Origin of the sequence: Isoptericola sp. NPDC019482, assembly GCF_040632295.1 — a bacterium.
Lineage (GTDB): Bacteria > Actinomycetota > Actinomycetes > Actinomycetales > Cellulomonadaceae > Isoptericola.
The window spans coordinates 1-21764 of the sequence record NZ_JBEYBQ010000050.1 but is presented as its reverse complement, the minus strand read 5'-3'; the positions used below and the strand labels follow the sequence as shown (position 1 = coordinate 21764).

The following is a 21764-nucleotide window of genomic DNA, read 5'->3' as shown; positions in this document are numbered from 1 at the left end:
GGGGGGCGGGGGCCCCCCCCCCCCCCCCCCCCCGGTGTGGCCCGCGCGGCCCCCCCCCCCCCCCCGCGCCCGGCCCGCCCCCCCCCCCCCCCACGCTCGATTCCCGCTCTGACGGCGGTGGGTCACTGGCCGAACGCCTCCAGCAGGTTCCGGCGCTCCGCGTCGGTGAGGTTGGTGCTGACCAGCGTCGCGTTGACGCCGTGCAGCCGCTCGCCCAGCCGGTCGGGGTCGATCGGCTCGGTCACGATGAACAGGGCCGACGTGCCGGGCACGATCTCCTTCTTCATCTGGTCGATGTCCTTCGCGGTGATCCCGACGTCGGACAGCGACCGGGTGATGCCGGCGATCGCCGCCCCGGCGGCGGCCCCCAGGACCGGCAGGAAGAACAGCGCGCCGAGCAGCAGGCCCCAGACGGCGCCCCAGCCCGAGGCCTTGGCGGTGTCGTCGTGCGAGCCGTGCGTGTCGGGCTTCTTCGCGCCTTCCGGCCAGCTCACCACAGCGTGGTCGACGACCTTCACCAGGCCGTCCGCCTCGCCGCCCTTGACGGCCTTGAAGGCGCGGTCGGCCGCGCCCGGGTCGTCGAACTTCCAGACCGTGAAATTCGCCATGCGTGCCTCCGTTGCGCCAGGCCGGGTCCGTCCCCGGCAGTGGTCATCCTGGCAGCGTGAACAGGCCGCGCAACCGGGCGGGGCGGTCAGTACCGTGGGCCCCATGACCTCCTCCCCCGTCGATCCCACCACCACGACCTCCTGGGGCGACCTCTACGCCCACTACCAGGAGTTCCGGGGCGACCTGCGCGGCTGGTTCGCCGCCGACCCCGGCCGCGCCGCGCGCATGACCCACGTCGCGGGCGACCTGCACGTGGACCTCTCGAAGAATCTCGCCACGGACGAGACGCTGGACCTGCTGGTCCGCCTCGCGCACGAGGTGCACCTGCCCGAGCGCGTCGAGGCGATGTTCACCGGCGAGCACATCAACGTCACGGAGGACCGCGCCGTCCTGCACACGGCGCTGCGCCGTGCCCCCGGCACGCAGCCGCCGCTGGTCGTGGACGGGCAGGACGTCGACGCGGACGTCCAGGCCGAGCTCGACAAGGTGAGCGCGTTCGCCGACCAGGTCCGCGACGGGTCGTGGTCGGGCATCACGGGCAAGCCGGTGCGCACGGTGGTCAACATCGGCATCGGTGGCTCCGACCTGGGGCCGGTCATGGTGTACGAGGCGCTCAAGCCGTACGGGCGCACCGGCGCCGACGCCATCGAGGCCCGGTTCGTCTCCAACATCGACCCGACCGACGTCGCGCAGAAGACGGCGGACCTCGACCCGGAGACCACGCTGTTCGTCGTGGCGTCCAAGACGTTCGGCACGCTGGAGACGCTCACCAACGCGCGCCTCGCCCGCGCCTGGCTGTGGGAGAGCCTCATCGCGGCGGGCGTCATCGAGGACGACCCCGACGCGAAGCAGGCCGCGGTCAAGGCGCACTTCGTGGCCGTCTCGACCGCGCTCGACAAGGTGGCCGACTTCGGCATCGACCCGGCCAACGCGTTCGGCTTCTGGGACTGGGTGGGCGGCCGCTACTCGGTGGACTCCGCCATCGGCACGTCGCTGGCGATCGCGTTCGGCCCCGACGTCTTCCGCGACCTGCTGGCCGGCTTCCGCGCCGTCGACGAGCACTTCCGCGACGCGCCGTTCGAGGAGAACGTGCCGGTCCTCATGGGCATGCTGAACATCTGGTACGGCAACTTCCTCGGCGCCCACACGCACGCCGTCCTGCCGTACGCGCAGCAGCTGCACCGCTTCCCGGCGTACCTCCAGCAGCTCACGATGGAGTCGAACGGCAAGTCGGTGCGCTGGGACGGCTCCCCCGTCACCACCCAGACGGGCGAGGTGTTCTGGGGCGAGCCGGGCACCAACGGCCAGCACGCCTTCTACCAGCTCATCCACCAGGGCACGCGCCTCATCCCGGCGGACTTCATCGCCGTCGCCACCCCCGCCTACCCGCTCAAGGACGACGAGGGCGACGGCAAGGCCGTCGCCGCGGGTGCCGACGTGCACGAGCTGTTCCTCGCGAACTTCTTCGCCCAGACCAAGGCGCTCGCCTTCGGCAAGACGGCGGACGAGGTGCGCGCCGAGGGCACCGCCGAGGAGATCGTGGCGGCCCGCGTCTTCTCCGGGAACCGGCCGACGACGTCGATCGTCGCGCCGGCGCTCACGCCGTCGGTGCTCGGTCAGCTCGTCGCGCTGTACGAGCACATCACCTTCGTGCAGGGCGTCGTGTGGGGCATCGACAGCTTCGACCAGTGGGGCGTGGAGCTCGGCAAGAAGCTGGCGCTGGAGATCGCGCCCGCCGTGTCGGGCGACGACGCCGCGCTGGCCGCGCAGGACTCGTCCACGCAGGCGCTCATCCGCTACTACCGGGAGCACCGCGCCTGACCCCGACGTCGAGCGGGTGAAGTTCGCCGGAGCCCGGGGACCGCGCCGCAGGTCACGAGAGCGCTGCCGCACGACGGTGCGGCGGCGCTCTCGGCCCTGCGTACACTGACCGCGGTCGAGCACACGGCCGCCCCCCTCCTCCGGAAGGAACCCGCGATGCCCGCTGTCGCGCCGGCTGCCCTGGCACAGACCCTCGTCGACCATGCGGAGACCATCCGCCCCGCCTGGCTGGACGCCGCCGTGGACGAGCTGCGCGGGCGCACCACCCGCGGCGAGCTCGAGCGCGAGCAGTCCGACATCTACCAGGCCCTCGTCGACGGCCTGCAGGCGGGGGGCTCCGACCTGCAGTCGGAGACCTTCGACCAGCTGCGCGGCATCCTGGCGGACGTCTCCGCCGCGCGCGCCCGGCTCGGCTTCACGCCCCGGGAGACCGCCGTGGGCGTCTTCGCGCTCAAGGAGGGGCTGTACGCGCTGGCCGGGTCGGCCGACACCATGACGCGCGTCGTGCCGCTGCTGCGCCTGGTGGACGAGCTCGGGCTGTTCACGTTCGAGACGTTCGCCGCCGCCCGCGAGTCGATCATCAGCGAGCAGGCCGAGCAGCTCCTGGAGCTGTCGACCCCGGTCGTCAAGCTCTGGGAGGGCATCGTGGCGGTCCCGCTGGTGGGGACCCTCGACTCCGCCCGCACCCAGGTCGTCATGGAGAAGCTGCTCAACACCCTCGTCGAGACGGGCAGCACGCAGGCCATCATCGACATCACCGGCGTGCCGGCGGTCGACACGCAGGTGGCCCAGCACCTCCTGCGGACGGTCGTCGCGGCGCGGCTGATGGGCGCGGAGTGCACGATCAGCGGCATCCGTCCCCAGATCGCCCAGACCGTCGTCGCGCTCGGCATCGAGTTCGGGGACATCCGCACCCGCGCGACGCTGGCGGACGCCCTGGTCGACGCGCTGCGGGAGGGTCGTCGCTCGTCTGCCGGGGTGACCGCGTGAGCGACTCCGTCCCCATCCTCAAGATCGGGTCGACGCTGCTGGTGTCGATCCAGGTGGACCTCCAGGACGACACCGCGCTGCAGCTGCAGGAGGACCTGGCCGAGCGCATCACGCGCACGGGCGCGCGCGGCGTCGTCATCGACATCTCCGGCCTGGAGATCGTCGACAGCTTCATCGGCCGGATGCTCGCCTCGGTCGCCGCGATCTCCCGCGTCCTCGACGCGCAGACCGTGGTCGTCGGCATGCGGCCGGCCGTGGCCATCACGATGGTGGAGCTGGGCCTGTCCCTCGGCGGCGTCCGCACGGCGCTGGACGTGGAACGCGGCCTCGCGATGCTCGCCCCGGCCCACGAGTCCGCCGAGAGCGTGCTGCTCGCGGCGGCCGCCGAACGAGAGTCGAGATGACGACCGCGCCCTCGGCCACGGCGACGGAACGGCTCGAGGTGCGTGCCGACTCCGACGTGGTCCGGGTCCGACAGCTCGTCCGCACGGTCGCGCAGCAGGCGCGGCTCTCCCTCGTCGACCAGACCAAGCTCGTCACGGCCGCCAGCGAGCTCGCCCGCAACACCCTGGTCTACGGCGGCGGCGGCGAGGTCGAGGTGGAGCTCGTCGCGGACGGCCGGCGGTCCGGCGTCCGGGCCGTCTTCTCCGACGAGGGGCCGGGCATCGCCGACCTCGACCTCGCGCTGACCGACGGCTGGACCAGCGGGAACGGGCTCGGTCTCGGGCTGTCCGGGTCGCGGCGCCTGGTGGAGCAGTTCTCGATCGACACCGCACCGGGGGCCGGGACCCGGGTCGAGATCGTGACCTGGTCGCGATGATCTCCCCGTCGGGGTCGTCCTCGCCCGACGCGGCGGTCGCCCTGGAGGCCGGGATCTGGCACACCGTCGACCACCCCTCCGCGGTCGGCGCGGTGCGTCGTGCCGCGACGACGGCCGCGCTGAGGCTCGGGCTGGGCGAGACGCGCGCCGCGGAGGCCGGACTCGTGGTGTCCGAGCTCGCGACGAACCAGACCCGCCACGCCGGCTCGGGTCGGGTGCTGCTGCGCGTCCGCCGCTGGGACGGCCACGCCGCGCTCGAGGTGCTGGCCGTCGACTCCGGCCCCGGCATGCGCGACCTCGCCGCCGCGATGCGCGACGGGGTGTCCTCGCGCGGCACCCTCGGCATCGGGCTCGGCACGCTGCCGAGGCTCACCTCCTCGTGGGACGCCTGGTCGGCGCCCGGGCAGGGCACGGTGGTGGCCGCCACCTTCGCGTCTCCCGGCTCCCGCACCGAGCCCGTACCGGGCGCGGGGCTGACCCGACCCATGACCGGGCAGGACGTCTGCGGCGACGCGTTCGCCCTGCGGACGGACGACGGCGTGACCTCGGTCCTGGTCGCCGACGGGCTCGGCCACGGTCCCCTGGCCGCCGTCGCGTCGCAGTCGGCGGTCCGCGCGTTCCTCGCGGCGGAGCCCGCCGGCCCCGCCGCGCTCCTCGCACGGGTCCACGGTGCTCTGGGCGGCACGCGCGGCGCGGCGGTCTCGGTCTCGCGGGTGGAGCGCGGGACGCTGCGGCACGCCGGGCTCGGCAACATCGGCGGCAGCGTGCAGGGCGCCGACCGGCCGCGGAGCCTCGTGAGCCAGCCGGGCATCGCCGGCACCCACGCACGGGCCGTCCGCGAGGTCGCCGTGCCCGTCGGCGACGGTGACCTGCTCGTGCTGCACTCCGACGGGCTCACCGACCGCGCGAGCCTGGCCGCCTACCCCGGGCTGACGGCTCGCACCCCCCTCGTCGTCGCGGGCCTGCTCATGCGCGACTTCGCCGTACGACGGGACGACGCGTGCGTCGTGGTCGTCCCCCTGGGAGGCACCCCGTGACGACGACCGGCACCCCACTCCTCGCCACCCGGCTCGAGGGCGACACGGACCTGCTCGCCCTGCGCCGCGCGGGCCGCGAGATCTCCCGCGCGCTGGGCCTCGACGTCCACACCCAGGTGCGGGTCGCCACCGCGCTCTCCGAGGTCGGTCGTGCGGCCGTCGCGCTCGGGCCCGTGGAGGTCACCATCGGCCTCGACCGGGGCGCCCGGCCGCTCCTGCGTGCCGACCTCGAGTCGGCCGCCGGCCTGGCCACGACGGGCAGCGCCGCCGACGGTGGCGTCCCGGCGGCGCAGCGCCTCGTCGACGAGGTCGTGCTCGGCGCGGACGGCCGCCACGTCACCCTCGTGGTGGAGCTGGGCGCCTCCGCGCCCCTCGACGCCGCGACCACCGACGCCCTGCGCCGCGCGATCACCGTCGGCTACGGGGCCAACGCCCTCGACGAGCTGCGGGTGCAGAACGCCGAGCTGCTGCGCACGCACGACGAGCTGGTGTCGCAGCGGGAGGAGCTGCGCCGGCTCAACACCGAGCTGGAGGAGACGAACCGCGGCGTCCTCGCGATGTACCACCAGCTCTCCGCCGAGCTGGAGGAGACCAACACCGGTGTCGTCGCGCTGTACGCCGAGCTCGACGAGCGCGGCCGGGAGCTGGCGGCCGCGAACGAGGCCAAGTCGCGCTTCCTGCGCAACGTCAGCCACGAGCTGCGCAGCCCGGTCAACTCCATCATCGGGCTGACCTCGCTGCTGCAGGCGTCGACGATGTCCGGGGACCAGGCCGAGCAGGTGGAGTTCGTGCGCGACAGCGCGGCCACGCTGCTCACCCTCGTCGACGAGCTCCTCGACCTCGCGCGCGCGGAGGCCGGGCACCAGGACGTCGCGCCCGCGCCGATCGACGTGCCGGCGCTGCTCGACGAGCTCCGGGGCACGACGCACCCCCTGGTGCGCGACGGGGTGGAGCTGGTGGTCGCGTGCGAGCCAGGGCTGGCGCTCGTGAGCGACCGACGTCTGGTCGCGCGCGTCCTGCGCAACCTCCTGACGAACGCCGTCAAGTTCACCGAACGGGGCAGCGTGCGCCTCGACGCCCGCGTCGAGGGCGACGCCGTGCGCTTCGTCGTCGAGGACACCGGGCTGGGGATCGACCCCGAGCAGCTCGACGCCGTCTTCGAGGAGTTCGTCCAGGTGCCCAACCGGCTGCAGCCGAGCGTCCGGGGCACGGGCCTCGGCCTGCCCTACGCCCGGCGCACCTCCGAGGCTCTCGGCGGGACGCTGACGGCGAGCTCGGTCCCCGACGTCGGAAGCACGTTCACCGTCGTCCTCCCCGTCGAGGCCGCGGCCGGGGCGGGTTCCGCGACGGCCGTGCCGACGGCCACGCGCTCCCCCGCCACGGCCGGGCCCGACGCAGAGACCGGGCTGGGGCACGTCCTGGTCGTCGACGACGACCGGTCCTACGGCGCGTACGTCGCCGGACTGCTGCGCGAGGACGCCGACCGCGTCAGCGTCGCCCACGACGGGCGGCACGCGCTCGCTCTGCTGCGGGACGCCCGTGCCGACGCGGCCGTCGTGGACGTGCGGATGCCGGAGATCGACGGCGTGACCCTGCTCGCGCGGCTCCGCGCCGAGCACCCCCACCTGGTGGTCGCGCTCATGTCCAGCGGCCCGGCCCCCGACCAGACCGGGCTGGAGCCGCCCGCCCCCTTCCTGCCGAAGTCGACGCTCGACGGCGACGCCCTCGCGCGCGCGCTCCGCGACGGGGGCTCGCGATGACGCCCCCCGACCGCACCGTCCTCGTCGTGGACGACACCCGCGCGCACCGCTACGTCATGGCGACGTGGCTGCGGGGCGCGGGCTTCGACGTGCTCGAGGCAGGGACCGGCGCGGAGGCGCTGGGCCTGGTGGCCGCGACGATCGACGCGGTGGTCCTCGACGTCAACCTCCCGGACCTCACCGGGTCCGAGGTCTGCCGCCGGATCAAGTCGGACCCGCGGACCGCCCACGTGCCGGTGATGCACGTGTCCGCCACCTCCATCGACGCCGCCGCACGCACCGCCGGGCTGGACGGCGGTGCGGACGCCTACCTGCCCGAGCCGCTCGACCAGGACGAATTCCTCGCCACCGTGGGCGCGCTGTGCCGCACGCACGACGCCCAGCGCGGCGTCGGGCGCACCGCGCGCCGGCTCGAGGCGCTCGCCGACGCGCTCGCCCCCCTGCACCAGGCCCGGTCCCAGGAGCTCGTGGCCGACCTCGTCGCCCAGGGCGCCTGCGCCGTGCTCGGGCGACCCGCCGTGGCGATGGTGGTCGTCGACCCGCAGACCGTGGTCCGCGCGGTGTGCCCGGCCCCGGGCGCGCCGCTGGTGCGCGGGCGGGGGACGCTCCCCGTGCTGCCGCCGGGGCCGGTCTCGTCGGCCACGTTCGGCCCGGACGACGTGCCCGACCACTGGGTCCCCCTCCTGGCGCAGGCGGGCGTGCCGCGGTCCGCCTGGTGGACGGTGTGGCTGCGCGACGCCGAGGGCACGCTCGTGGGCGGGCTGGCGCTGCAGGCCGACGACGCCTCCAGCAGCCCGCCGGCTGAGGAGCGCGAGGTCGCCGCCCGGTTCACCGAGGCCATCACCGTGGCCCTGCGGAACCTCAAGTCGTTCGCCGAGGAGCACCGCATCGCGATGGCGCTGCAGCACCGGCTCCTGCCGTCCGGGCTGACGGTGCGCGGGGACCTCGAGATCGCGGCCCGCTACGAGGCGTCGGACGAACGGCTGGACGTGGGCGGGGACTTCTACGACGCCTTCGACCTGCCCGACGGCCGGGTCGCCGTCGTGATCGGGGACGTCCAGGGGCACTCGCTGCGGGCGGCCACCGTCATGGCCGAGGTGCGCCTCACCCTCCGTGCCTACCTGCGCGAGGGGCACGACACCGCTCGCGCACTCGACCTGCTCAACGACTCGCTGCGACAGGACCACCCGGAGCTCACCACGGTGTGCGTCTGCGTCGTCGACCCCTCGGACGGCAGCGTCGAGATGACCGACGCCGGCCACCTGCCGCCCCTCGTGGTCCGGGCCGACGGGACGGTGGTCGCGGAGAAGTCGCCGGCCCGCCTCCTGGGCCTGGCGAGCCCGGACGAGCGGCCCCCGCGGCACGACGCGCTGGGCCCGGGGGACCTCCTGGTGCTCGTCACGGACGGGCTCGTCGAACGCCGCGACCGCACCCTGCGAGAGGGCATCCACGAGCTCGTGGACTCGGCCCGCACGCTCGCCGGGCTCGCTCCCGCGGAGGTGTGCGCACGCCTGGTGGACAGGTTCGCCGACGCCGGCCGGGAGGACGACGTCGCCGTCGTGGTCGTGCGACGCGGGCCCGCCCCTCAGTCGCCGCTCGGTACCTGACCCTTCACGTCGTCGTACACCGCCGTGTTCGGCAGCTCGCTCGGCGCGTAGACCAGCCGGACGACGCCGGTCGGGAACGCGTCCGAGCGGAGCCGGGTGAGCGGGTAGATCGGCTCGCCCTCGTCGAAGAGGCGTTCGCCGTGGCGGGCGGCGACGGGGTGCACCAGCAGACGCAGCTCGTCGAGGAGCCCGGCGGCGAGGAGCTGGCGCACGACCGACAACGACCCGGGCACGAGGATCTTCTCGACCCCGTCCTGGGCCTTCAGCGCCTCGACGGCGGTCGGCAGCTCGCCGTCGAGGCGCTCCACGTTGCGCCAGCCGAGGTCGGCGTCCTGGCGGGTGGCGACCACCTTGCGCATGTTTCCGAGCCGCTTGGCGAACGGGGCGTCGACCTCGCCGGCCTCCTCCCGCTCGGGCCAGGCTCCGGCGAAGCTGTCATAGGTGACACGACCGATCAGGAGCACGTCGGTGTCCTGGTAGTCCTCGTCGACGGCGGCGGACATGTGGTCGTCGAAGTAGGGGAAGTGCCAGGCGGGGTCGATCTCCGCGACGCCGTCGAGCGAGATGAACAGGGTGGACACGACCGTGGCCATGAGGGCTCCTCCGGGACGGGCGGACGGCGGGGTGGACCTGGTCCGCTGGGGAGATCATCGCGGTGCCGCCGCCCCGTCGCACCTAGGATCAGGGCCCATGCCGGCCCTGGACCCTCGCGCGATCCTCGACGGGCGCCCCACGCGCCGCCCGTCGGTGGGCGCCATCGTGACGATCGCGGTGTCGTCGGCGTGCCTGCTCGCCGCGCTGGTGGTGACGTCGGCGGAGGGCCCGACGTTCCTCGAGGGCCTGTTCCTCGCCGTCCTTCCCCTCCCGCTGCTGCTGGCGGGCGTGCTCGCCCTCGACCGCCTCGAGCCGGAGCCGCCGGACGCCCTCGTGCTCGCGTTCCTGTGGGGCGCCGGGGTGTCGGTGCTGGTCGCGATGGGGATCAACACGGCCGGTCTCACCCTGCTGTGGACACCGTTGCTCGGCCAGGAGGAGGGCTTCGTCGCGACGGCGGTGGTCACCGCTCCCGTCGTCGAGGAGACCCTCAAGGCGCTGGTGCTCGTGGGCATGCTCTGGTTCCGGCGGCACGAGCTCAACGGGCCCACCGACGGGATCATCTACGGCTCGATGGTGGGCCTCGGCTTCGCCACCGTGGAGAACATCCACTACTACACGGTGGCCGGTACCGAGGGGCTGGCGGCGACGTTCGTGGCGCGCGGCCTCCTGTCGCCGCTGGTCCACCCGCTGTGCACGTCCCTCACGGGCCTGGGGATCGCGACGGCGGCGCTCGCCCCACGCGGCTGGGCCCGGGTGTGGCCGGTGCTCCTCGGCCTGCTCGGCGCGATGACGTACCACGCGCTGTGGAACGGCGCCGCGTCGCTCGGCCTCGAGGCCGTCATGGCGGTCTACCTGCTGGGCCTCGGGATCGTCGTCGGGCTGCTCGTCGTCGTCCGCCACGACCGCGCCGGCATCGTGGCGCTCGTCGCGCAGCACCTGCCGCAGTACGGTCCGCTCGGCGTCGTCGCCCTGCCGGACGTCGTGATGCTCACGTCGCTGCCCGGGCGCCGGCGGGCCCGCGCCCAGGTGCGTGCCGCGGGCGGCGCCGGCCCGGCCCGCGCGATGCGGGACTACCAGCAGGCCGCGACCGAGCTGGCGATGCTGCACCGCCGCCTGGACCGCGGGCTGGTGGACCAGGCAACCTTCGAACAGAAGCGCGGACCCCTGCTGGCCCTCATGCTCGCGGCCCGTCACGTCGTCACGCCGCTCTGGCGCCCCGAGGCTCAGCCCCGCTGAGGCCCAGCATGATCACGCCGCCGACGGCGAGGTGCTCCAGCAGGAGCAGCACCGTCGCGCCGGCGTTCGCGGCACCCAGCGGGCCCAGCAGGGACACCAGCAGGACGGCACCGCTCAGCACCAGCCACGTCGTGCGGCCGCCGCCCGGGCGACGCAGCAGGAGGGCGCGGAGGCCCCAGCCGCCCAGCGCCGCCGTGAGGCTCGTGGCGATCACCAGGGAGATCGTGACCTCGAGGGTGCCCGACCCGGCACGCACCTGCGGGTCCACGCCTGCCAGCGTGCCGACGAGGAACACCACCGCCCCGGCGAGCACGGCGCCCACCACGACGGTCCGCGGACGGTTCCACCACGCCCGGTCGCGCCACGAGCGCCCGGCCGGTCCCCCCGGCGTGCTGCCGTGCGTGCGGCCCTGCGTCGCGCCGGCCCTGTTCGTCGTGGTGCCCATGTCGTCCCCTCCTCGGCGCCGGCGCCCTGCCGGCACGACGACGTTCCCGCGCGGCGGGCCTGCCGCGCGCCCTGCCGTCGTCGGTCGTCGCCCGGTCGCCGGTCGGGCGCACCCCCGACTTTCGTCGGTGTCGCGGCGCCACGGCCCGCCGTAGCGTCCCGGTCATGAGGTCCACCGGCACCACCCCGCAGCCCGACGCGGTCGGCCCCCGACCGGCCGGCGCCCCGGGCCCACCCCCCGACCAGGGCCCCCCGCCCGTGCCGCGGTTCGTCATGCTGGCGGCATGGGTCTTGGTCGCCGCGCTGACGGCGGCCGCCACGGCCGCCGTCGTGGGATCGGGGCCGTCGCGCGACGTGACGACGGGCGTGTACTACCTCGTCCCGACCGCCGTCGACGTCGTGGTGGGAGTCGTGGCGGTCGCCCTCGTCCCGCTCCTCATGACGCGCCGCAGCGTGCCCGCTGCGCTCGCGCTCGCAGCGCTGGCCGCGGTGTCGGGGGCGGCGACCCCCGCGGCCACCGTCGGCACGCTGCAGGTGGCGCGCTGGTACCCGGTGCGCACGGCGGCCTGGGTCGCGGGGGCGGGTGTGCTGGGGCACGCCGTCCAGGCGCTGTGGCGGCCGGTGGGGCTGCCGCTGGGCTGGTGGCTGCTGTGCGACGTCGCGGTGCACGCCGCGCTCTTCGGCTGGGGCGCGTACGGCCGCGAGCGCTCCCTCGTGCTGTGGTCGCTGCGCGACCGGGCCCGCCGCGCCGAGGCCGAGCAGGAGCGGCGGGTGACGGAGGCGCGCACCGCCGAGCGCACCCGCATCGCCCGCGAGATGCACGACACCCTCGCCCACCGCCTCTCCCTCCTGGCCGCCACCGCGGGCGCGATGGAGTACCGCCCCGACGCCGACCCGGCCCAGCTCGCCGCCGCCGCGGGGCGGGTCCGCGCCGGCGTGAGCGACGCCCTCGAGGACCTGCGGCAGGTCATCCGCCTGCTCCGCGCCGGTCCGGACGACCTCGGCCCCGTGCCCGGCCTCGACGACGTGCGCCGGCTCGTCGACGACTCCCGCGCCGCCGGCACCGACGTGACCTACGAGCGCGACGGCGACGACACCCCGCCGGCCGCCGTCGCGACCGCCGTCTTCCGGGTCGTGCAGGAGTCGTTGACCAACGCCCGCCGGCATGCGCCGGGCGCCGCCGTGCGGGTGACCGTCGCGACCGCCCCGGGCGAGGTCCGCGTGCGCGTGGTCGACGACGGCAGGGCGCCCGGCGCCGTCGCCCCGGACGGGGTGGGCACGGGCACGGGGCTGGTCGGGCTGCGCGAGCGGGCCACGCTGCTGGGCGGGACGCTGGCTGCCGGCCCGGACGCCGGCGCGGCCAGCGGCTCGGTCGCGTCGCGCGGCTTCGCGGTGGAGGCGTGGCTACCGTGGGACGCGTGACGACGACGCCCGGGCCCGGCCCGCTCCCCGTGGACGGCCCTGTGGACGAGACGGTGGACGACACCGCCCCCGTGCGCATCGTGCTGGTGGACGACGACGCGCTGGTGCGCGCGGGCCTGCGACTCATGCTGGACGGCGCGCACGGGATGCGGGTCGTGGCGGAGGCGGCCGACGGCGCGGACGTCCCCGGCGTGCTGGACGCGCACCCGGCCGACGTCGTGCTCATGGACCTGCGCATGCCGGGCGTGGACGGCATCGCGGCCACCCGGCGGGTGCGCGCCCGACCGTCGCCGCCGGCCGTCGTCGTGCTCACGACGTTCGACACCGCCGAGGAGGTGGGTGGAGCGCTGCGCGCCGGGGCCGCGGGCTACCTCCTCAAGGACATGCCGCCCGCCCGCATCGCCGCCGCCGTGCACGCGGCCGCCGCGGGTGAGCCGGTGCTGGCGCCCGACGTCGCGCGACGGCTCATGGCGGCGGTCGCCGGATCGGACGGGTCGCGCGACCGCGCCCGGGCCGCGCTGGACGCCCTCACCTCCCGCGAGCGCGACGTCGCCGTCGAGCTGGGCCGCGGCGCGTCGAACGCCGACATCGCGGCCCGGCTGTACCTCAGCGTCCCGACGGTGAAGGCGCACGTGTCGAGCGTGCTCGACAAGCTGGGGCTGGAGAACCGCACGCAGGTCGCCCTGCTCGTGCACGACGCCGGCGAGGCGTAGGGCTCAGCCCTCCACGAGCCCCGACTCCCAGCAGCCCAGCGGCTCCGACGCGGTCACCGTGTCCGGGCACGACCGGTAGGTCCAGATCTGTTCGCCGTACGTGTCCTGCGTGCCGTCGACGTAGACCTCCAGCCCGTCGATGCCGGGACCGACCCGGTGGTACTCGACGATCGGGTCCCCCTCGACGGTCAGGGAGCGCACGACGAGCTCCGCCCCCGCGCCCGACGCCGCCGCGTCGAGGCACGCGAACGCCTCGGCCAGCTCCGCCTCCGGCTCGTCCTCGCCGAGGTCCGGGCGCGCGGTCACCTCCCCGCAGGTCGGCAGGGGGTCGCGGGCGGCGAAGACGTCCTCGCCGTCGCCCGCGCCGCACGCGGCCAGCAGCACGAGGCACGCCATGCCGCACGCCGCCGCGAGGGGCCGCCGGCTCCGGCCGTCAGACCACGTCATGCCCCGATGATGTCGTCACGGCGGCAGTCCTTGCACCGGACGGCTCGGAGTCGTCGGCGACGCCGTCCGCGGACAGGCCCAGGAACTCCGCGACGCGCGGGGTCGCGGGCGCCCGCAGCAGCACGTCGGGGGCGTCCACCTGGAGCAGCCGCCCGGCGTCCATGACGGCCACGCGGTCGGCGACGGTGAACGCCTCGTCGTGGTCGTGCGTGACGAAGACGGCGGTGGTGCCGGTGGCCGTGAGGGTGTCGCGGACGTCGACGGCGAGCCGCTCGCGCAGCCGGCGGTCGAGCGCGGACAGCGGCTCGTCGAGCAGCAGCAGGCGCGGGCGCGGCGCGAGGGAGCGGGCGAGCGCGACGCGCTGCTTCTCCCCGCCGGACAGCGTCGCGACCGACCGGCCCGCGTACCCGGCCAGGCCGACGTCGGCGAGCAGCTCCGCGACGCGCGCGGCCCGCTCGGCGCGGGGCACGCCCTGGGTCTCGAGCCCGTAGGCGACGTTCCGGCCGACGTCCCGGTGCGGGAAGAGCTGCCCGTCCTGGAAGAGCAGGCCGAAGCCGCGCCGGTGCACGGGCACGCCCGCGAGGTCCTCGCCGTCGAACGCCACGGTCCCGCCCGCGAGCGGCTCCAGCCCGGCGACGGCGCGCAGCAGCGACGACTTGCCGCAGCCGCTCGGCCCGAGCAGCGCGACGATCTCGCCGGCCGCGACGTCGAGCGACACGCCGTCGACCGCGACCGCCCCCGCCCGGCGGCGCGTGGCGCCGTATCGCACGACGGCGTCGCGCACGGCGAGCCCCGTCGTCTGGCCCTGCTCCATCAGAACTCCCCTCCCGGCCGGTCGCCGCGCAGGCGCTCGGCCACCATCATGACGGTCGCGGTGAGCACGGCCAGCACCACGGACGCCGCGAGCGCCATCCCGTAGTTCTCGGCCCCGGGCCGCCCGATCAGCCGGTAGATGACCACCGGCAGCGTGGCCGTGTCGGGGCGCGCGAGGAACGACGTCGCGCCGAACTCGCCCAGCGAGACGGCGAACGCGAACCCGATCGCCAGCCCGAGCGACCGCGCGCCCAGCGGGCCGTCGACGGTCCGCAGCACCCGCCCGGGCGCCGCGCCCAGCGCGGCGGCCGCCTCGCGCAGCCGCGGGTCGATGGCGCGCAGCACCGGCAGCATCGTGCGCACCACGAGCGGGATCGCGACGACCGCCTGCGCGATCGGCACCAGCGCTCCGGAGGTGCGCAGGTCGACGTCGAGCCCGAGCGGCTCGTCCAGCGTGATGAGGAAGCCGAAGCCCACCGTCACGGCGGACACGCCGAGCGGCAGCATGAACGCGGCGTCGAGCACGCCGACGGCGCGCCGCAGCCCCGCGCGCCGCGGGCGCCGGGACACCACGAGCGCCACGAGGCCGCCCACGACGACGGCGATCAGCGCGGCCCACGCCGCGGTGCGCAGCGAGTTGCCGAGCGCCTCCCACACCGTGACGGTGAGGGCGTTGCGACCGCCCGTGGTGCCGAGGGCGACGTAGTTGTCGAGGCCCCAGGACCCGTCTGGCGCGCGCAGCGACCGGGTGACGAGGCCCGCCATGGGCAGCACGAGGAGCCCGGCGACGACGACGAGGGTGACGAGCGCCGGCACGAGGTCCGTGCCGTCAGCGCCCGCGCGCAGCCGCAGCCGGTGCGCGGACACGCTGTCGCTCGTCAGGTGCAGGGCCCGCTCCCGCTTCGCCCGCGCGCGCGAGCTGACCAGCAGCGCGCCGGCGACGACCACGAGCTGCAGCACCGACAGCACCGCCGCGGAGCGCAGGTCGAGGAACTGGGTGGTGCGGGTCCAGATCTCCGTCTCGATCGTGCCGTAGCGCAGGCCGCCGAGCACCAGCACGACGCCGAACGCCGTCGCGCAGAACAGGAACACCACCGCGGCGGCCGACGCGATCGCCGGGCCGAGCGCGGGCAGCGTCACGGTGCGGAACGCGCGCCAGGGCGTCGCGCCGAGCGCGCGGGCGGCCTGCTCGGCGCGGGGATCGAGCCGCTCCCACATGCCGCCGACGGTGCGCACCACCACCGCGTAGTTGAAGAACACCAGCGCCAGCACGATGCCGGCGAAGCTCTCCTCCAGGTGAGCCCAGCCGAGCAGCCCGCCGGGCGCGAAGAGCGCACGGAACGCGACGCCGACGACGACGCTGGGCAGCACGAACGGCACCGTCACCAGGCCCCGCACCAGGGTGCGCCCGGGGAACCGGCACCGGTAGAGCACGTACGCGCCGGGCAGCCCCAGCAGCACCGACAGCAGCGTGCCGGTGAGCGCCTGGGCGAGCGTCTGCCCGACGATCCGCCACGTGCGCTCCTGGGACAGCACCTCCGCGAAGCCGGACAGGTCGAGCTCCCGCCCCGCCGCGGTCTCGGTGAAGAACCCCTGCAGGACGAGCGACACCACCGGCCACGCGAAGAAGACCGCGAGGAAGCCCAGCGGGAGCGCGACGGCGACACCCCAGCCGAGCCACGCGCCCCACCGGTCTCCGCGCCACCGTTCGGCGCGCGACCGCGCCGCCCGGGGGGCCGGGCGGGCGGTGCCGGCCGGGACGCGGGGCACGGGGCGCGTCAGCCGACGACCGTCGCCGTCCACTGCTCGATCCACTCGTCGCGGTGCGCGGCGACGTCCGCGGGCGCCACCTCGAACGGCTCGTCGGCCAGGGGCGCGAACTGCTGCCAGTCGGCGGGCAGCTCCACGTCCGGGTCCGCGGGGTACATGTACATCTGGCCGGGCACGTCGGCCTGGAACTCGGCGCTCGTCAGGAAGTCCACGAGCTTCTTGGCGCCCTCGGGGTTCTCGGCGCCCGCCAGCACGCCCGCGTACTCGACCTGCCGGAAGCAGGTGTCGAGCATCGCGCTGGTGGCGGAGGTCTTCCCGTCGTCGCTCACGGTGAACGCGGGCGACGTCGCGTAGGACAGCGCGATCGGGCGCTGCCCGCCCTCGCCGGCGCCGGAGAAGTCCACGTAGTACGCGTCCTCCCAGCTCTCGGCCACCTTGAGGCCGTTGTCGCGCAGGTCGGCCCAGTAGGCCTCCCAGCCGTCCGTGCCGAAGGCGCCGATCGTCGCGAGCAGGAACGCGAGGCCGGGGGACGACGTCGCCGGGTTGGTCACGACGGTGAGGTCCGCGTACTCCGGCTTCGCGAGGTCCTCGAGCGTCGTCGGGGGCGTGACGCCGTTCTGCTCGAACCAGCCGTCGTCGAGGTTCATGCACACGTCGCCCACGTCGACCGGCGTCAGGGTGCCGGCCAGGTCGTCGGGCGCGTAGGCCGCGACCTCCGGGGCGAGGTCGGCCGGCTGGTACTCCTCGAAGACCCCGGCGTCCACGGCCCGCGACGCGTACGTGTTGTCCACGCCGAAGACGACGTCGCCCAGCGGCGCGTCCTTGGTGAGCACGAGCTGGTTCACCAGCGTGCCCGCGTCCCCGGGGGCCACCTGCTCGACGGTGAGGCCGGACTCCTTCTCGAACGCGGCCAGGACGTCGTCGGAGACCGCGAACGAGTCGTGGGTGACGAGCGTGACCGTGTCCGACGCCGCGCCGGTCGCGTCGTCGGTGGGCGTCCCGCCGCACGCCGCCAGCAGCGGCAGCAGGGCGACGACGCCCGCGGTGGCGGCCGTGGCCGTGGTCGTCAGCTTCATGCTGTCCTCCTCAAGGTGCGAGAAGGGGGTCCTGCGGGCACCCGGCACCGTCGTGGTGCGGCCGTCCGCAGGGATCGAGATTCCCGACTTCCTCCACCGGTGCTAACCGGGTCAGGTTCGAGGGTCTGCGGCGGTCCGCACTCTCAGCGCCGGTGGGCGCTCCCCTGTCGTATCACCACGAGCCTACCCGTCGACGCCGCGCTACCGTGGTCCCGTCCTCGGCCACGGGGTGTGACGTGCCTGACGTGCCGTGACGCCGCCCGGAGGCCGCGGACGCACGCGAGACGACGCGCGGTCATGCCGCGGCCGCGCCGGGACCTACCGAGGGAGAGCACGTGACGGACACCGAGCAGCCGCTGGGCGTGAAGGTCGGCACGGTGGTGCTGACGATCGCCGCCGGATGGGTCGCGCAGAAGCTGATCGGCGTGGTCTGGGAGAAGACGACGGGCAGCGTGGCGCCCACCAACGTGGACGACGACGAGATCTCGATCATCCAGGCCGTCACCTTCGCCGCGGTCTCGGGCGGGGTCGCGGTGCTCGCGAAGCGCCTCGCCCGCAAGGGCGCCGTGCGCGCGGCGGCCCGGTTCGTCCCCGGCCGCTGACCCCGCAACCCCTAACGGCCCGCCCTGCGGGTCAGTTCTCGCGCGTCAGTGGCTCGCGCGCGGACGCCGGCGGGCGAGCTGCGCGTCGTGACCGTGCGGCCGGTCCACCGGCCGCACGGTGGCGAGCGCCTGGCTGAGCCGGTCCGCCGCGTCCTGGGCCGGCGGGGCCGACCGCACCACCTCCGCCGCCGTGAGCGCGGCGTCGCGGTCCCCGACCGGCCGTGCGAGCCCCTTCATCACCTGTTCCCCCGCCGACTGGGCGGAGATCCCGACCTGCGCGCCGGCGTCCGCGAGCACCTCGTTGGCGACCGACTCGTCGACGCCGCAGACCGCCATGATGGCGCCCTTGGCCTGCTCGGCCGCCGCGGCCGCGACGAAAGCGCGGGAGACGGCGCGGTGCGCCTCGCGCTCCAGCGCGTCCCGCACGACCGGGCTCGCGTCGATGACGTAGCCGACGATCTGCGACGACGCGCCGTCGGCCCCGTGCCTCCCCTGTCCGGTGACGACGACGGTGTGGGTGCGCCCGTGGTCGTCCACGACGCGGTGCGCGCCCGAGAACGGCCGCCCGGTGCCGAGCGCGACCACCGCCGTCCGGGAGAGCCGCTCGCGGTCGTCGGGGTGCAGGTGGGCGCGCAGCACCTCCGGCCCCGGCGGGATCTTGCCCGGCTCACGGCCGAAGATCCGGAAGACCTCGTCCGACCACCACCACTCCCCCGTGGCGACGTCGACGCGGTACCGGCCGACGAGCAGTTGGCTCCCGGCGCCCAGCAGCTCCGCGAGGGCGACGAGCTCGCGGCGCGGTGTGTCGTTGGGCGTGCTGGACATGAGGCTCACCCCCCAGTGCCGTGCAGCTGGGTCCGGCGCGCAGTTCTCCTGGCTCCACCACGGTACCGGGACGGCACGACACCGCCACCGCACGGCGGGTGACGTGCGGTGGCGGTGGTGTCGTCGGTGGCCTCGGCCCTGCCGGGGCAGGCGTCAGGCGACCGTCGTCGCAGCGGCCTCGGGGTGCTCGCCGGCCGCCTCGGCCCGCTCCGCGGCGACCGCCTTGCGGTGCTCGCGGAACGAGTAGGTGACGGCGGCGGCCCAGCCGACGGCGATGAGCCCGAGGACGAGACCCCGTACTCCGTCGCTCACCGGGAACTCGTCGAGGCTCAGCAGGGTGCGGACGTTGGTGAGCACGATGATCCCGCCGACGGCGGAACCGAGGACGCGCGGCGGCACCAGGCGGACGAGCCATGCGGCGATCGGCGCCGCGATCAGGCCACCGATGAGCAGCGCCAGGGCCCAGGTCGGGTTGATGCCCGCGGTCCCGAGGCCGAAGAGGAAGCCGAGGCTCGCGGCGACGGCCACGAAGAACTCGCTGGTGTCGATCGAGCCGATCACCTTGCGGGGCTCCATGCGGCCGCTCGCGAGGATGGCGGGCGTGCCCACCGGCCCCCAGCCGCCGCCGCCGGTGGCGTCCATGAACCCGGCGACCAGCCCGAGCGGCGTGAGGAACCGCTTGCGCAGCGGCTGCCCCAGGCGGTCCGTGCGCAGCCCGCGGAGCGTGAACCGCAGCAGCACGTAGAGGCCCAGGCCGAGCAGCAGGATCGACATCAGCGGCTTGGCGATCTCGGTCGACAGCCAGGACAGGAACGTCGCGCCGGCGAACGCGCCGATCGCGCCGGGGATGCCGATCTTCGTGACGACCTTCCAGTCGACGTTCCCGAACCGCCAGTGCGACGCACCGGAGGCCAGGGTGGTGCCGACCTCGGCGAGGTGGACGGTCGCGGACGCCGCCGCGGGGTTGGTGCCGATCGCGAGCAGCAGGGTCGTCGAGGTGACGCCGTAGGCCATGCCGAGGCTGCCGTCGACGAGCTGCGCACCGAGGCCCACGAGGGCGAGGAGGACGAGAGTCCGCACGGGGGTTCCCTCCGTTTCGGCGCGGCAGCCGGTCCGCCGCGTCCATGACGAAGTTACCCGATCGGCTCTATCGGATTCAACGGTCTCAGCGATGTGTCTGTATCGTGAGATGTGCCGATGGACCGCGGGACGCGAATGCGGTGGCGCCCGCGGCGGGGTCAGGCGGCTGAGGTCGTCGTCAGGGGTTGACCCACGCCGACTCCTGCTCGGTGAGCCGGCGCACGACGTCCGGGATCTTCCCCGTCGCGAGGTCCGCCAGGGTCACCTGTTCCAGCACGGCCCGCACGTTCATCCGCAGCGCCACCCACACGTGCAGCAGCGACGCGGCCGCGCCGGTGTACTCCAGGTCGGAGGGCCGCGCATCGCGCACGAACACCAGCGGCCCGTCCACGGCTCGCACCACGTCGGCGACGGTCACCTTGTCGGCCGGGCGGGCGAGCACGTACCCCCCGCCGGCCCCCCGGCGGCTCGCGACGATCCCCTCGCGCCGCAGGTCGCTGAGGATCGCCTCGAGGAACCGGTGCGGCACCTGCTGCGCACGGGCGAGCGCCTCGGCGGGGACCGGCCCGCCGTCCGACGTCGCGAGCTCGGCGGCCGCCCGCACCGCGTAGTCGGCCTTCGCGGAGATCCTCACGACGCCGCGTCCGCTTCGCCCAGCCGGGCGCCGGCCAGCAGGGGCCCGGCCTGCCGGGCGGACGCCGCGAACGAGCCGGTCAGGGGCAGGTCCGGCAGGATGACGGCCTGGGCCGCGTGGTAGACGTCGGGCTTGCCGATCCAGGTCCGTCCGGACGGGCGGTTCTCCGTGTCGAGCTCGTGGAACCAGGAGCCACGCTCGTGGTCCACCAGGTGGGCGTCGATCCACGCCCACCACCCGTCGGCGAGCTCGGCGTAGCGCGCCTCACCGGTCGTGCGGTGCAGGACGTCGGCGGCGGCCACCGCCTCGGCGGCCACCCAGTGGAAGCGTCGCGCCTCGACGGGGGTGCCCGACCAGTCCGTCGTGTACACGAACCCGCCGCCCGCGCCCTCCCAGCCGTCCGTCACGGCACGGTCGAACAGTCGTCGTGCGGCGTCGGTACGCCGCCCCGGGGTGGACCCGGCGACGTCCACCTGCAGCAGCAGCCGCGCCCATTCCAGCCCGTGCCCCGGCGTCGCGCCGTACGGCTTGAACGGGTCGTGCGGACGGTCGGCGTTGAACTCGAGCTGCGGCCGCCACGCCGCGTCGAAGTGCTCCGGGATACGCCAGTCGTTGTCCGACGCCCAGCCGATCACCCGGTCGGCGATGGTGGCCGCGCGGTTTAGCCAGCGGCGTTCCCCCGTGGCGTCGTGCGCGGCGAGGAGCGCCTCGACGGAGTGCATGTTCGCGTTGACACCGCGGTACGGGTCCACCGTGTCCCAGTCGCGCGAGCGCTCATCGAGGTGCAGCTCGTGGTCGGCCTCCCAGAACCGCCGGTCCAGCACCGACAGCGCGGCCTCGAGCAGGGTCACGGCCCCCGGCGCGCCGGCGACGGTCCCGGTCGAGCCTGCCAGCACCACGAACGCGTGACCGTAGGCCTGCTTGATCCCGTCGAGCGACGGACCCGGTCCCCGAGACGCGAGCCAGCCACCGTGCTCCCCGTCGGCCAGCGTCCGCGCCAGCCCCGAGATCCCGCGCTCGAGCTGGGCTCCCGCGCCCTCGACGCCCAGGAGGTGCCCGAGCCCGAAGGAGTGCGTCATCCGGCAGGTGATCCAGAGGTGCTCAGGCTGTGTGGGGTCGACGGCGCCGTCGTCGTCGAGCCAGCCCGCGGCGCCGTCCTTCCCCAGGGACGGTCGCGCGAACTCCAGCAGGCTCACGAAGTGCTCGGCGCGCCAGGACGGCGTCGGACCATCGGAAGGAAGGTGCGGTGCTCCAGTCACCCGCCGAGCCTATCGGCCCGTGCGCCGCGGCGGCCCTCGGGATCCCGCGCGCGCCCAAGGTCATCCGGCCCGCCCAGCGCTCGCCGGCGCGTGGGTCCGGGTATGCGCGTGTCCGGGTATGCGAAAGGCCCACCCCGGGTGGGGTGGGCCTTTCGTGAATGGGTGTCCGGCGGCGTCCTACTCTCCCACCCCCTCGCGAGGGCAG

General features: G+C 75.1%; 21 protein-coding genes, 1 pseudogene and 1 riboswitch. Of the genes and pseudogenes, 11 read left to right on the top strand and 11 right to left on the bottom strand.

Annotated elements, in window-relative coordinates; translation table 11 throughout:
* Nucleotides 1-122: 122 nt before the first annotated feature.
* Nucleotides 123-608, bottom strand: coding sequence for a DUF1269 domain-containing protein (locus ABZ493_RS20455; RefSeq protein WP_430583955.1), 486 nt, complete (start codon nt 606-608; stop codon nt 123-125).
* 103 nt (nt 609-711) lie between these two features.
* Between ABZ493_RS20455 and pgi the strand changes: the two genes are divergently transcribed.
* From pgi to ABZ493_RS20420, 7 genes are all read left to right on the top strand, one after another.
* A complete protein-coding gene (pgi, locus tag ABZ493_RS20450) occupies nt 712-2430 on the top strand; it encodes a glucose-6-phosphate isomerase (protein ID WP_430583954.1) in 1719 nt (572 codons plus the stop codon).
* A 156-nt stretch (nt 2431-2586) separates the two neighbouring features.
* A complete protein-coding gene (locus ABZ493_RS20445) occupies nt 2587-3420 on the top strand; it encodes an STAS domain-containing protein (protein WP_430583953.1) in 834 nt (277 codons plus the stop codon).
* On the top strand, nt 3417-3824 hold the full coding sequence (locus ABZ493_RS20440; protein ID WP_430583952.1) for an STAS domain-containing protein: 408 nt from the start codon (nt 3417-3419) through the stop codon (nt 3822-3824). The genes ABZ493_RS20445 and ABZ493_RS20440 overlap by 4 nt, the downstream gene beginning before the upstream one ends.
* On the top strand, nt 3821-4240 hold the full coding sequence (locus tag ABZ493_RS20435) for an ATP-binding protein (RefSeq protein ID WP_429766326.1): 420 nt from the start codon (nt 3821-3823) through the stop codon (nt 4238-4240). The genes ABZ493_RS20440 and ABZ493_RS20435 overlap by 4 nt, the downstream gene beginning before the upstream one ends.
* Nucleotides 4237-5277: an ATP-binding protein gene (locus tag ABZ493_RS20430; RefSeq protein WP_430583951.1), complete on the top strand. Its 1041-nt coding sequence runs from the start codon at nt 4237-4239 to the stop codon at nt 5275-5277. The genes ABZ493_RS20435 and ABZ493_RS20430 overlap by 4 nt, the downstream gene beginning before the upstream one ends.
* A complete protein-coding gene (locus tag ABZ493_RS20425) occupies nt 5274-7037 on the top strand; it encodes an ATP-binding protein (RefSeq protein WP_430583950.1) in 1764 nt (587 codons plus the stop codon). The genes ABZ493_RS20430 and ABZ493_RS20425 overlap by 4 nt, the downstream gene beginning before the upstream one ends.
* Nucleotides 7034-8644 carry a fused response regulator/phosphatase gene (locus ABZ493_RS20420; RefSeq protein WP_430583949.1) on the top strand — a complete coding sequence of 537 codons (1611 nt, stop codon included), beginning with the start codon at nt 7034-7036 and terminating at the stop codon, nt 8642-8644. Before ABZ493_RS20425 ends, ABZ493_RS20420 begins: the two co-directional genes overlap by 4 nt.
* Here the strand turns inward: ABZ493_RS20420 and ABZ493_RS20415 are convergent.
* The gene (locus tag ABZ493_RS20415) at nt 8623-9237 is read right to left on the bottom strand and encodes a dihydrofolate reductase family protein (RefSeq protein WP_430583948.1); all 615 of its coding nucleotides are present in this window, start codon (nt 9235-9237) and stop codon (nt 8623-8625) included. The genes ABZ493_RS20420 and ABZ493_RS20415 overlap by 22 nt on opposite strands.
* A 97-nt stretch (nt 9238-9334) precedes the next feature.
* Between ABZ493_RS20415 and ABZ493_RS20410 the strand changes: the two genes are divergently transcribed.
* Complete coding sequence (locus ABZ493_RS20410; protein WP_430583947.1) at nt 9335-10474, top strand: PrsW family intramembrane metalloprotease; 1140 nt, start codon at nt 9335-9337, stop codon at nt 10472-10474.
* Here ABZ493_RS20410 and ABZ493_RS20405 read toward each other — a convergent pair.
* The gene (locus ABZ493_RS20405) at nt 10437-10919 is read right to left on the bottom strand and encodes a DUF6069 family protein (RefSeq protein ID WP_430583946.1); all 483 of its coding nucleotides are present in this window, start codon (nt 10917-10919) and stop codon (nt 10437-10439) included. The genes ABZ493_RS20410 and ABZ493_RS20405 overlap by 38 nt on opposite strands.
* A gap of 164 nt (nt 10920-11083) precedes the next feature.
* Between ABZ493_RS20405 and ABZ493_RS20400 the strand changes: the two genes are divergently transcribed.
* Both ABZ493_RS20400 and ABZ493_RS20395 read left to right on the top strand, forming a co-directional pair.
* Nucleotides 11084-12340 (top strand): histidine kinase, encoded by a 1257-nt coding sequence (locus ABZ493_RS20400; RefSeq protein ID WP_430583945.1) that lies wholly within the window; start codon nt 11084-11086, stop codon nt 12338-12340.
* Nucleotides 12341-12411: 71 nt separating this feature from the next.
* Nucleotides 12412-13053: a response regulator transcription factor gene (locus ABZ493_RS20395; protein WP_430583957.1), complete on the top strand. Its 642-nt coding sequence runs from the start codon at nt 12412-12414 to the stop codon at nt 13051-13053.
* A 3-nt stretch (nt 13054-13056) separates the two neighbouring features.
* Here the strand turns inward: ABZ493_RS20395 and ABZ493_RS20390 are convergent, their stop codons facing one another.
* The 4 genes and pseudogenes from ABZ493_RS20390 to ABZ493_RS20375 all read right to left on the bottom strand — a co-directional run bounded on the left by ABZ493_RS20390 (nt 13057) and on the right by ABZ493_RS20375 (nt 17159).
* Complete coding sequence (locus ABZ493_RS20390) at nt 13057-13500, bottom strand: hypothetical protein (RefSeq protein ID WP_430583944.1); 444 nt, start codon at nt 13498-13500, stop codon at nt 13057-13059.
* A gap of 76 nt (nt 13501-13576) precedes the next feature.
* Nucleotides 13577-14314: pseudogene (locus ABZ493_RS20385) on the bottom strand (ABC transporter ATP-binding protein); the annotation flags it as partial.
* Nucleotides 14314-15960 carry an iron ABC transporter permease gene (locus tag ABZ493_RS20380; protein WP_430583956.1) on the bottom strand — a complete coding sequence of 549 codons (1647 nt, stop codon included), beginning with the start codon at nt 15958-15960 and terminating at the stop codon, nt 14314-14316. The pseudogene ABZ493_RS20385 and the gene ABZ493_RS20380, both read right to left, overlap by 1 nt.
* A 131-nt stretch (nt 15961-16091) precedes the next feature.
* A complete protein-coding gene (locus tag ABZ493_RS20375; protein ID WP_430583943.1) occupies nt 16092-17159 on the bottom strand; it encodes a thiamine ABC transporter substrate-binding protein in 1068 nt (355 codons plus the stop codon).
* 71 nt (nt 17160-17230) lie between these two features.
* Nucleotides 17231-17335: riboswitch (TPP riboswitch) on the bottom strand.
* Nucleotides 17336-17494: 159 nt separating this feature from the next.
* Between ABZ493_RS20375 and ABZ493_RS20370 the strand changes: the two genes are divergently transcribed.
* Nucleotides 17495-17761, top strand: a complete 267-nt coding sequence (locus ABZ493_RS20370) for a DUF4235 domain-containing protein (RefSeq protein WP_429766307.1) — start codon at nt 17495-17497, stop codon at nt 17759-17761.
* A gap of 45 nt (nt 17762-17806) precedes the next feature.
* On the opposite strand, the gene ABZ493_RS20365 is transcribed toward ABZ493_RS20370, so the two are convergent.
* The 4 genes from ABZ493_RS20365 to ABZ493_RS20350 form a co-directional block, all read right to left on the bottom strand.
* Complete coding sequence (locus ABZ493_RS20365; RefSeq protein WP_430583942.1) at nt 17807-18586, bottom strand: PAS domain-containing protein; 780 nt, start codon at nt 18584-18586, stop codon at nt 17807-17809.
* 153 nt (nt 18587-18739) lie between these two features.
* Nucleotides 18740-19666 carry a sulfite exporter TauE/SafE family protein gene (locus ABZ493_RS20360; protein WP_430583941.1) on the bottom strand — a complete coding sequence of 309 codons (927 nt, stop codon included), beginning with the start codon at nt 19664-19666 and terminating at the stop codon, nt 18740-18742.
* A gap of 178 nt (nt 19667-19844) precedes the next feature.
* Nucleotides 19845-20300 (bottom strand): Rrf2 family transcriptional regulator, encoded by a 456-nt coding sequence (locus tag ABZ493_RS20355; RefSeq protein ID WP_430583940.1) that lies wholly within the window; start codon nt 20298-20300, stop codon nt 19845-19847.
* Nucleotides 20297-21559 carry an AGE family epimerase/isomerase gene (locus tag ABZ493_RS20350; protein ID WP_430583939.1) on the bottom strand — a complete coding sequence of 421 codons (1263 nt, stop codon included), beginning with the start codon at nt 21557-21559 and terminating at the stop codon, nt 20297-20299. The genes ABZ493_RS20355 and ABZ493_RS20350 overlap by 4 nt, the downstream gene beginning before the upstream one ends.
* Nucleotides 21560-21764 lie beyond the last annotated feature (205 nt).

Coding starts and splice junctions, on each gene's coding strand:
- ABZ493_RS20430 (WP_430583951.1), top strand. CDS start 4,237: ATGATCTCCCCGTCGGGGTCGTCCTCGCCCGACGCGGCGGTCGCCCTG.
- ABZ493_RS20415 (WP_430583948.1), bottom strand. CDS start 9,237: ATGGCCACGGTCGTGTCCACCCTGTTCATCTCGCTCGACGGCGTCGCG.
- ABZ493_RS20400 (WP_430583945.1), top strand. CDS start 11,084: ATGAGGTCCACCGGCACCACCCCGCAGCCCGACGCGGTCGGCCCCCGA.
- ABZ493_RS20420 (WP_430583949.1), top strand. CDS start 7,034: ATGACGCCCCCCGACCGCACCGTCCTCGTCGTGGACGACACCCGCGCG.
- ABZ493_RS20405 (WP_430583946.1), bottom strand. CDS start 10,919: ATGGGCACCACGACGAACAGGGCCGGCGCGACGCAGGGCCGCACGCAC.
- ABZ493_RS20410 (WP_430583947.1), top strand. CDS start 9,335: ATGCCGGCCCTGGACCCTCGCGCGATCCTCGACGGGCGCCCCACGCGC.
- ABZ493_RS20455 (WP_430583955.1), bottom strand. CDS start 608: ATGGCGAATTTCACGGTCTGGAAGTTCGACGACCCGGGCGCGGCCGAC.
- pgi (WP_430583954.1), top strand. CDS start 712: ATGACCTCCTCCCCCGTCGATCCCACCACCACGACCTCCTGGGGCGAC.
- ABZ493_RS20390 (WP_430583944.1), bottom strand. CDS start 13,500: ATGACGTGGTCTGACGGCCGGAGCCGGCGGCCCCTCGCGGCGGCGTGC.
- ABZ493_RS20435 (WP_429766326.1), top strand. CDS start 3,821: ATGACGACCGCGCCCTCGGCCACGGCGACGGAACGGCTCGAGGTGCGT.
- ABZ493_RS20445 (WP_430583953.1), top strand. CDS start 2,587: ATGCCCGCTGTCGCGCCGGCTGCCCTGGCACAGACCCTCGTCGACCAT.
- ABZ493_RS20365 (WP_430583942.1), bottom strand. CDS start 18,586: ATGTCCAGCACGCCCAACGACACACCGCGCCGCGAGCTCGTCGCCCTC.
- ABZ493_RS20375 (WP_430583943.1), bottom strand. CDS start 17,159: ATGAAGCTGACGACCACGGCCACGGCCGCCACCGCGGGCGTCGTCGCC.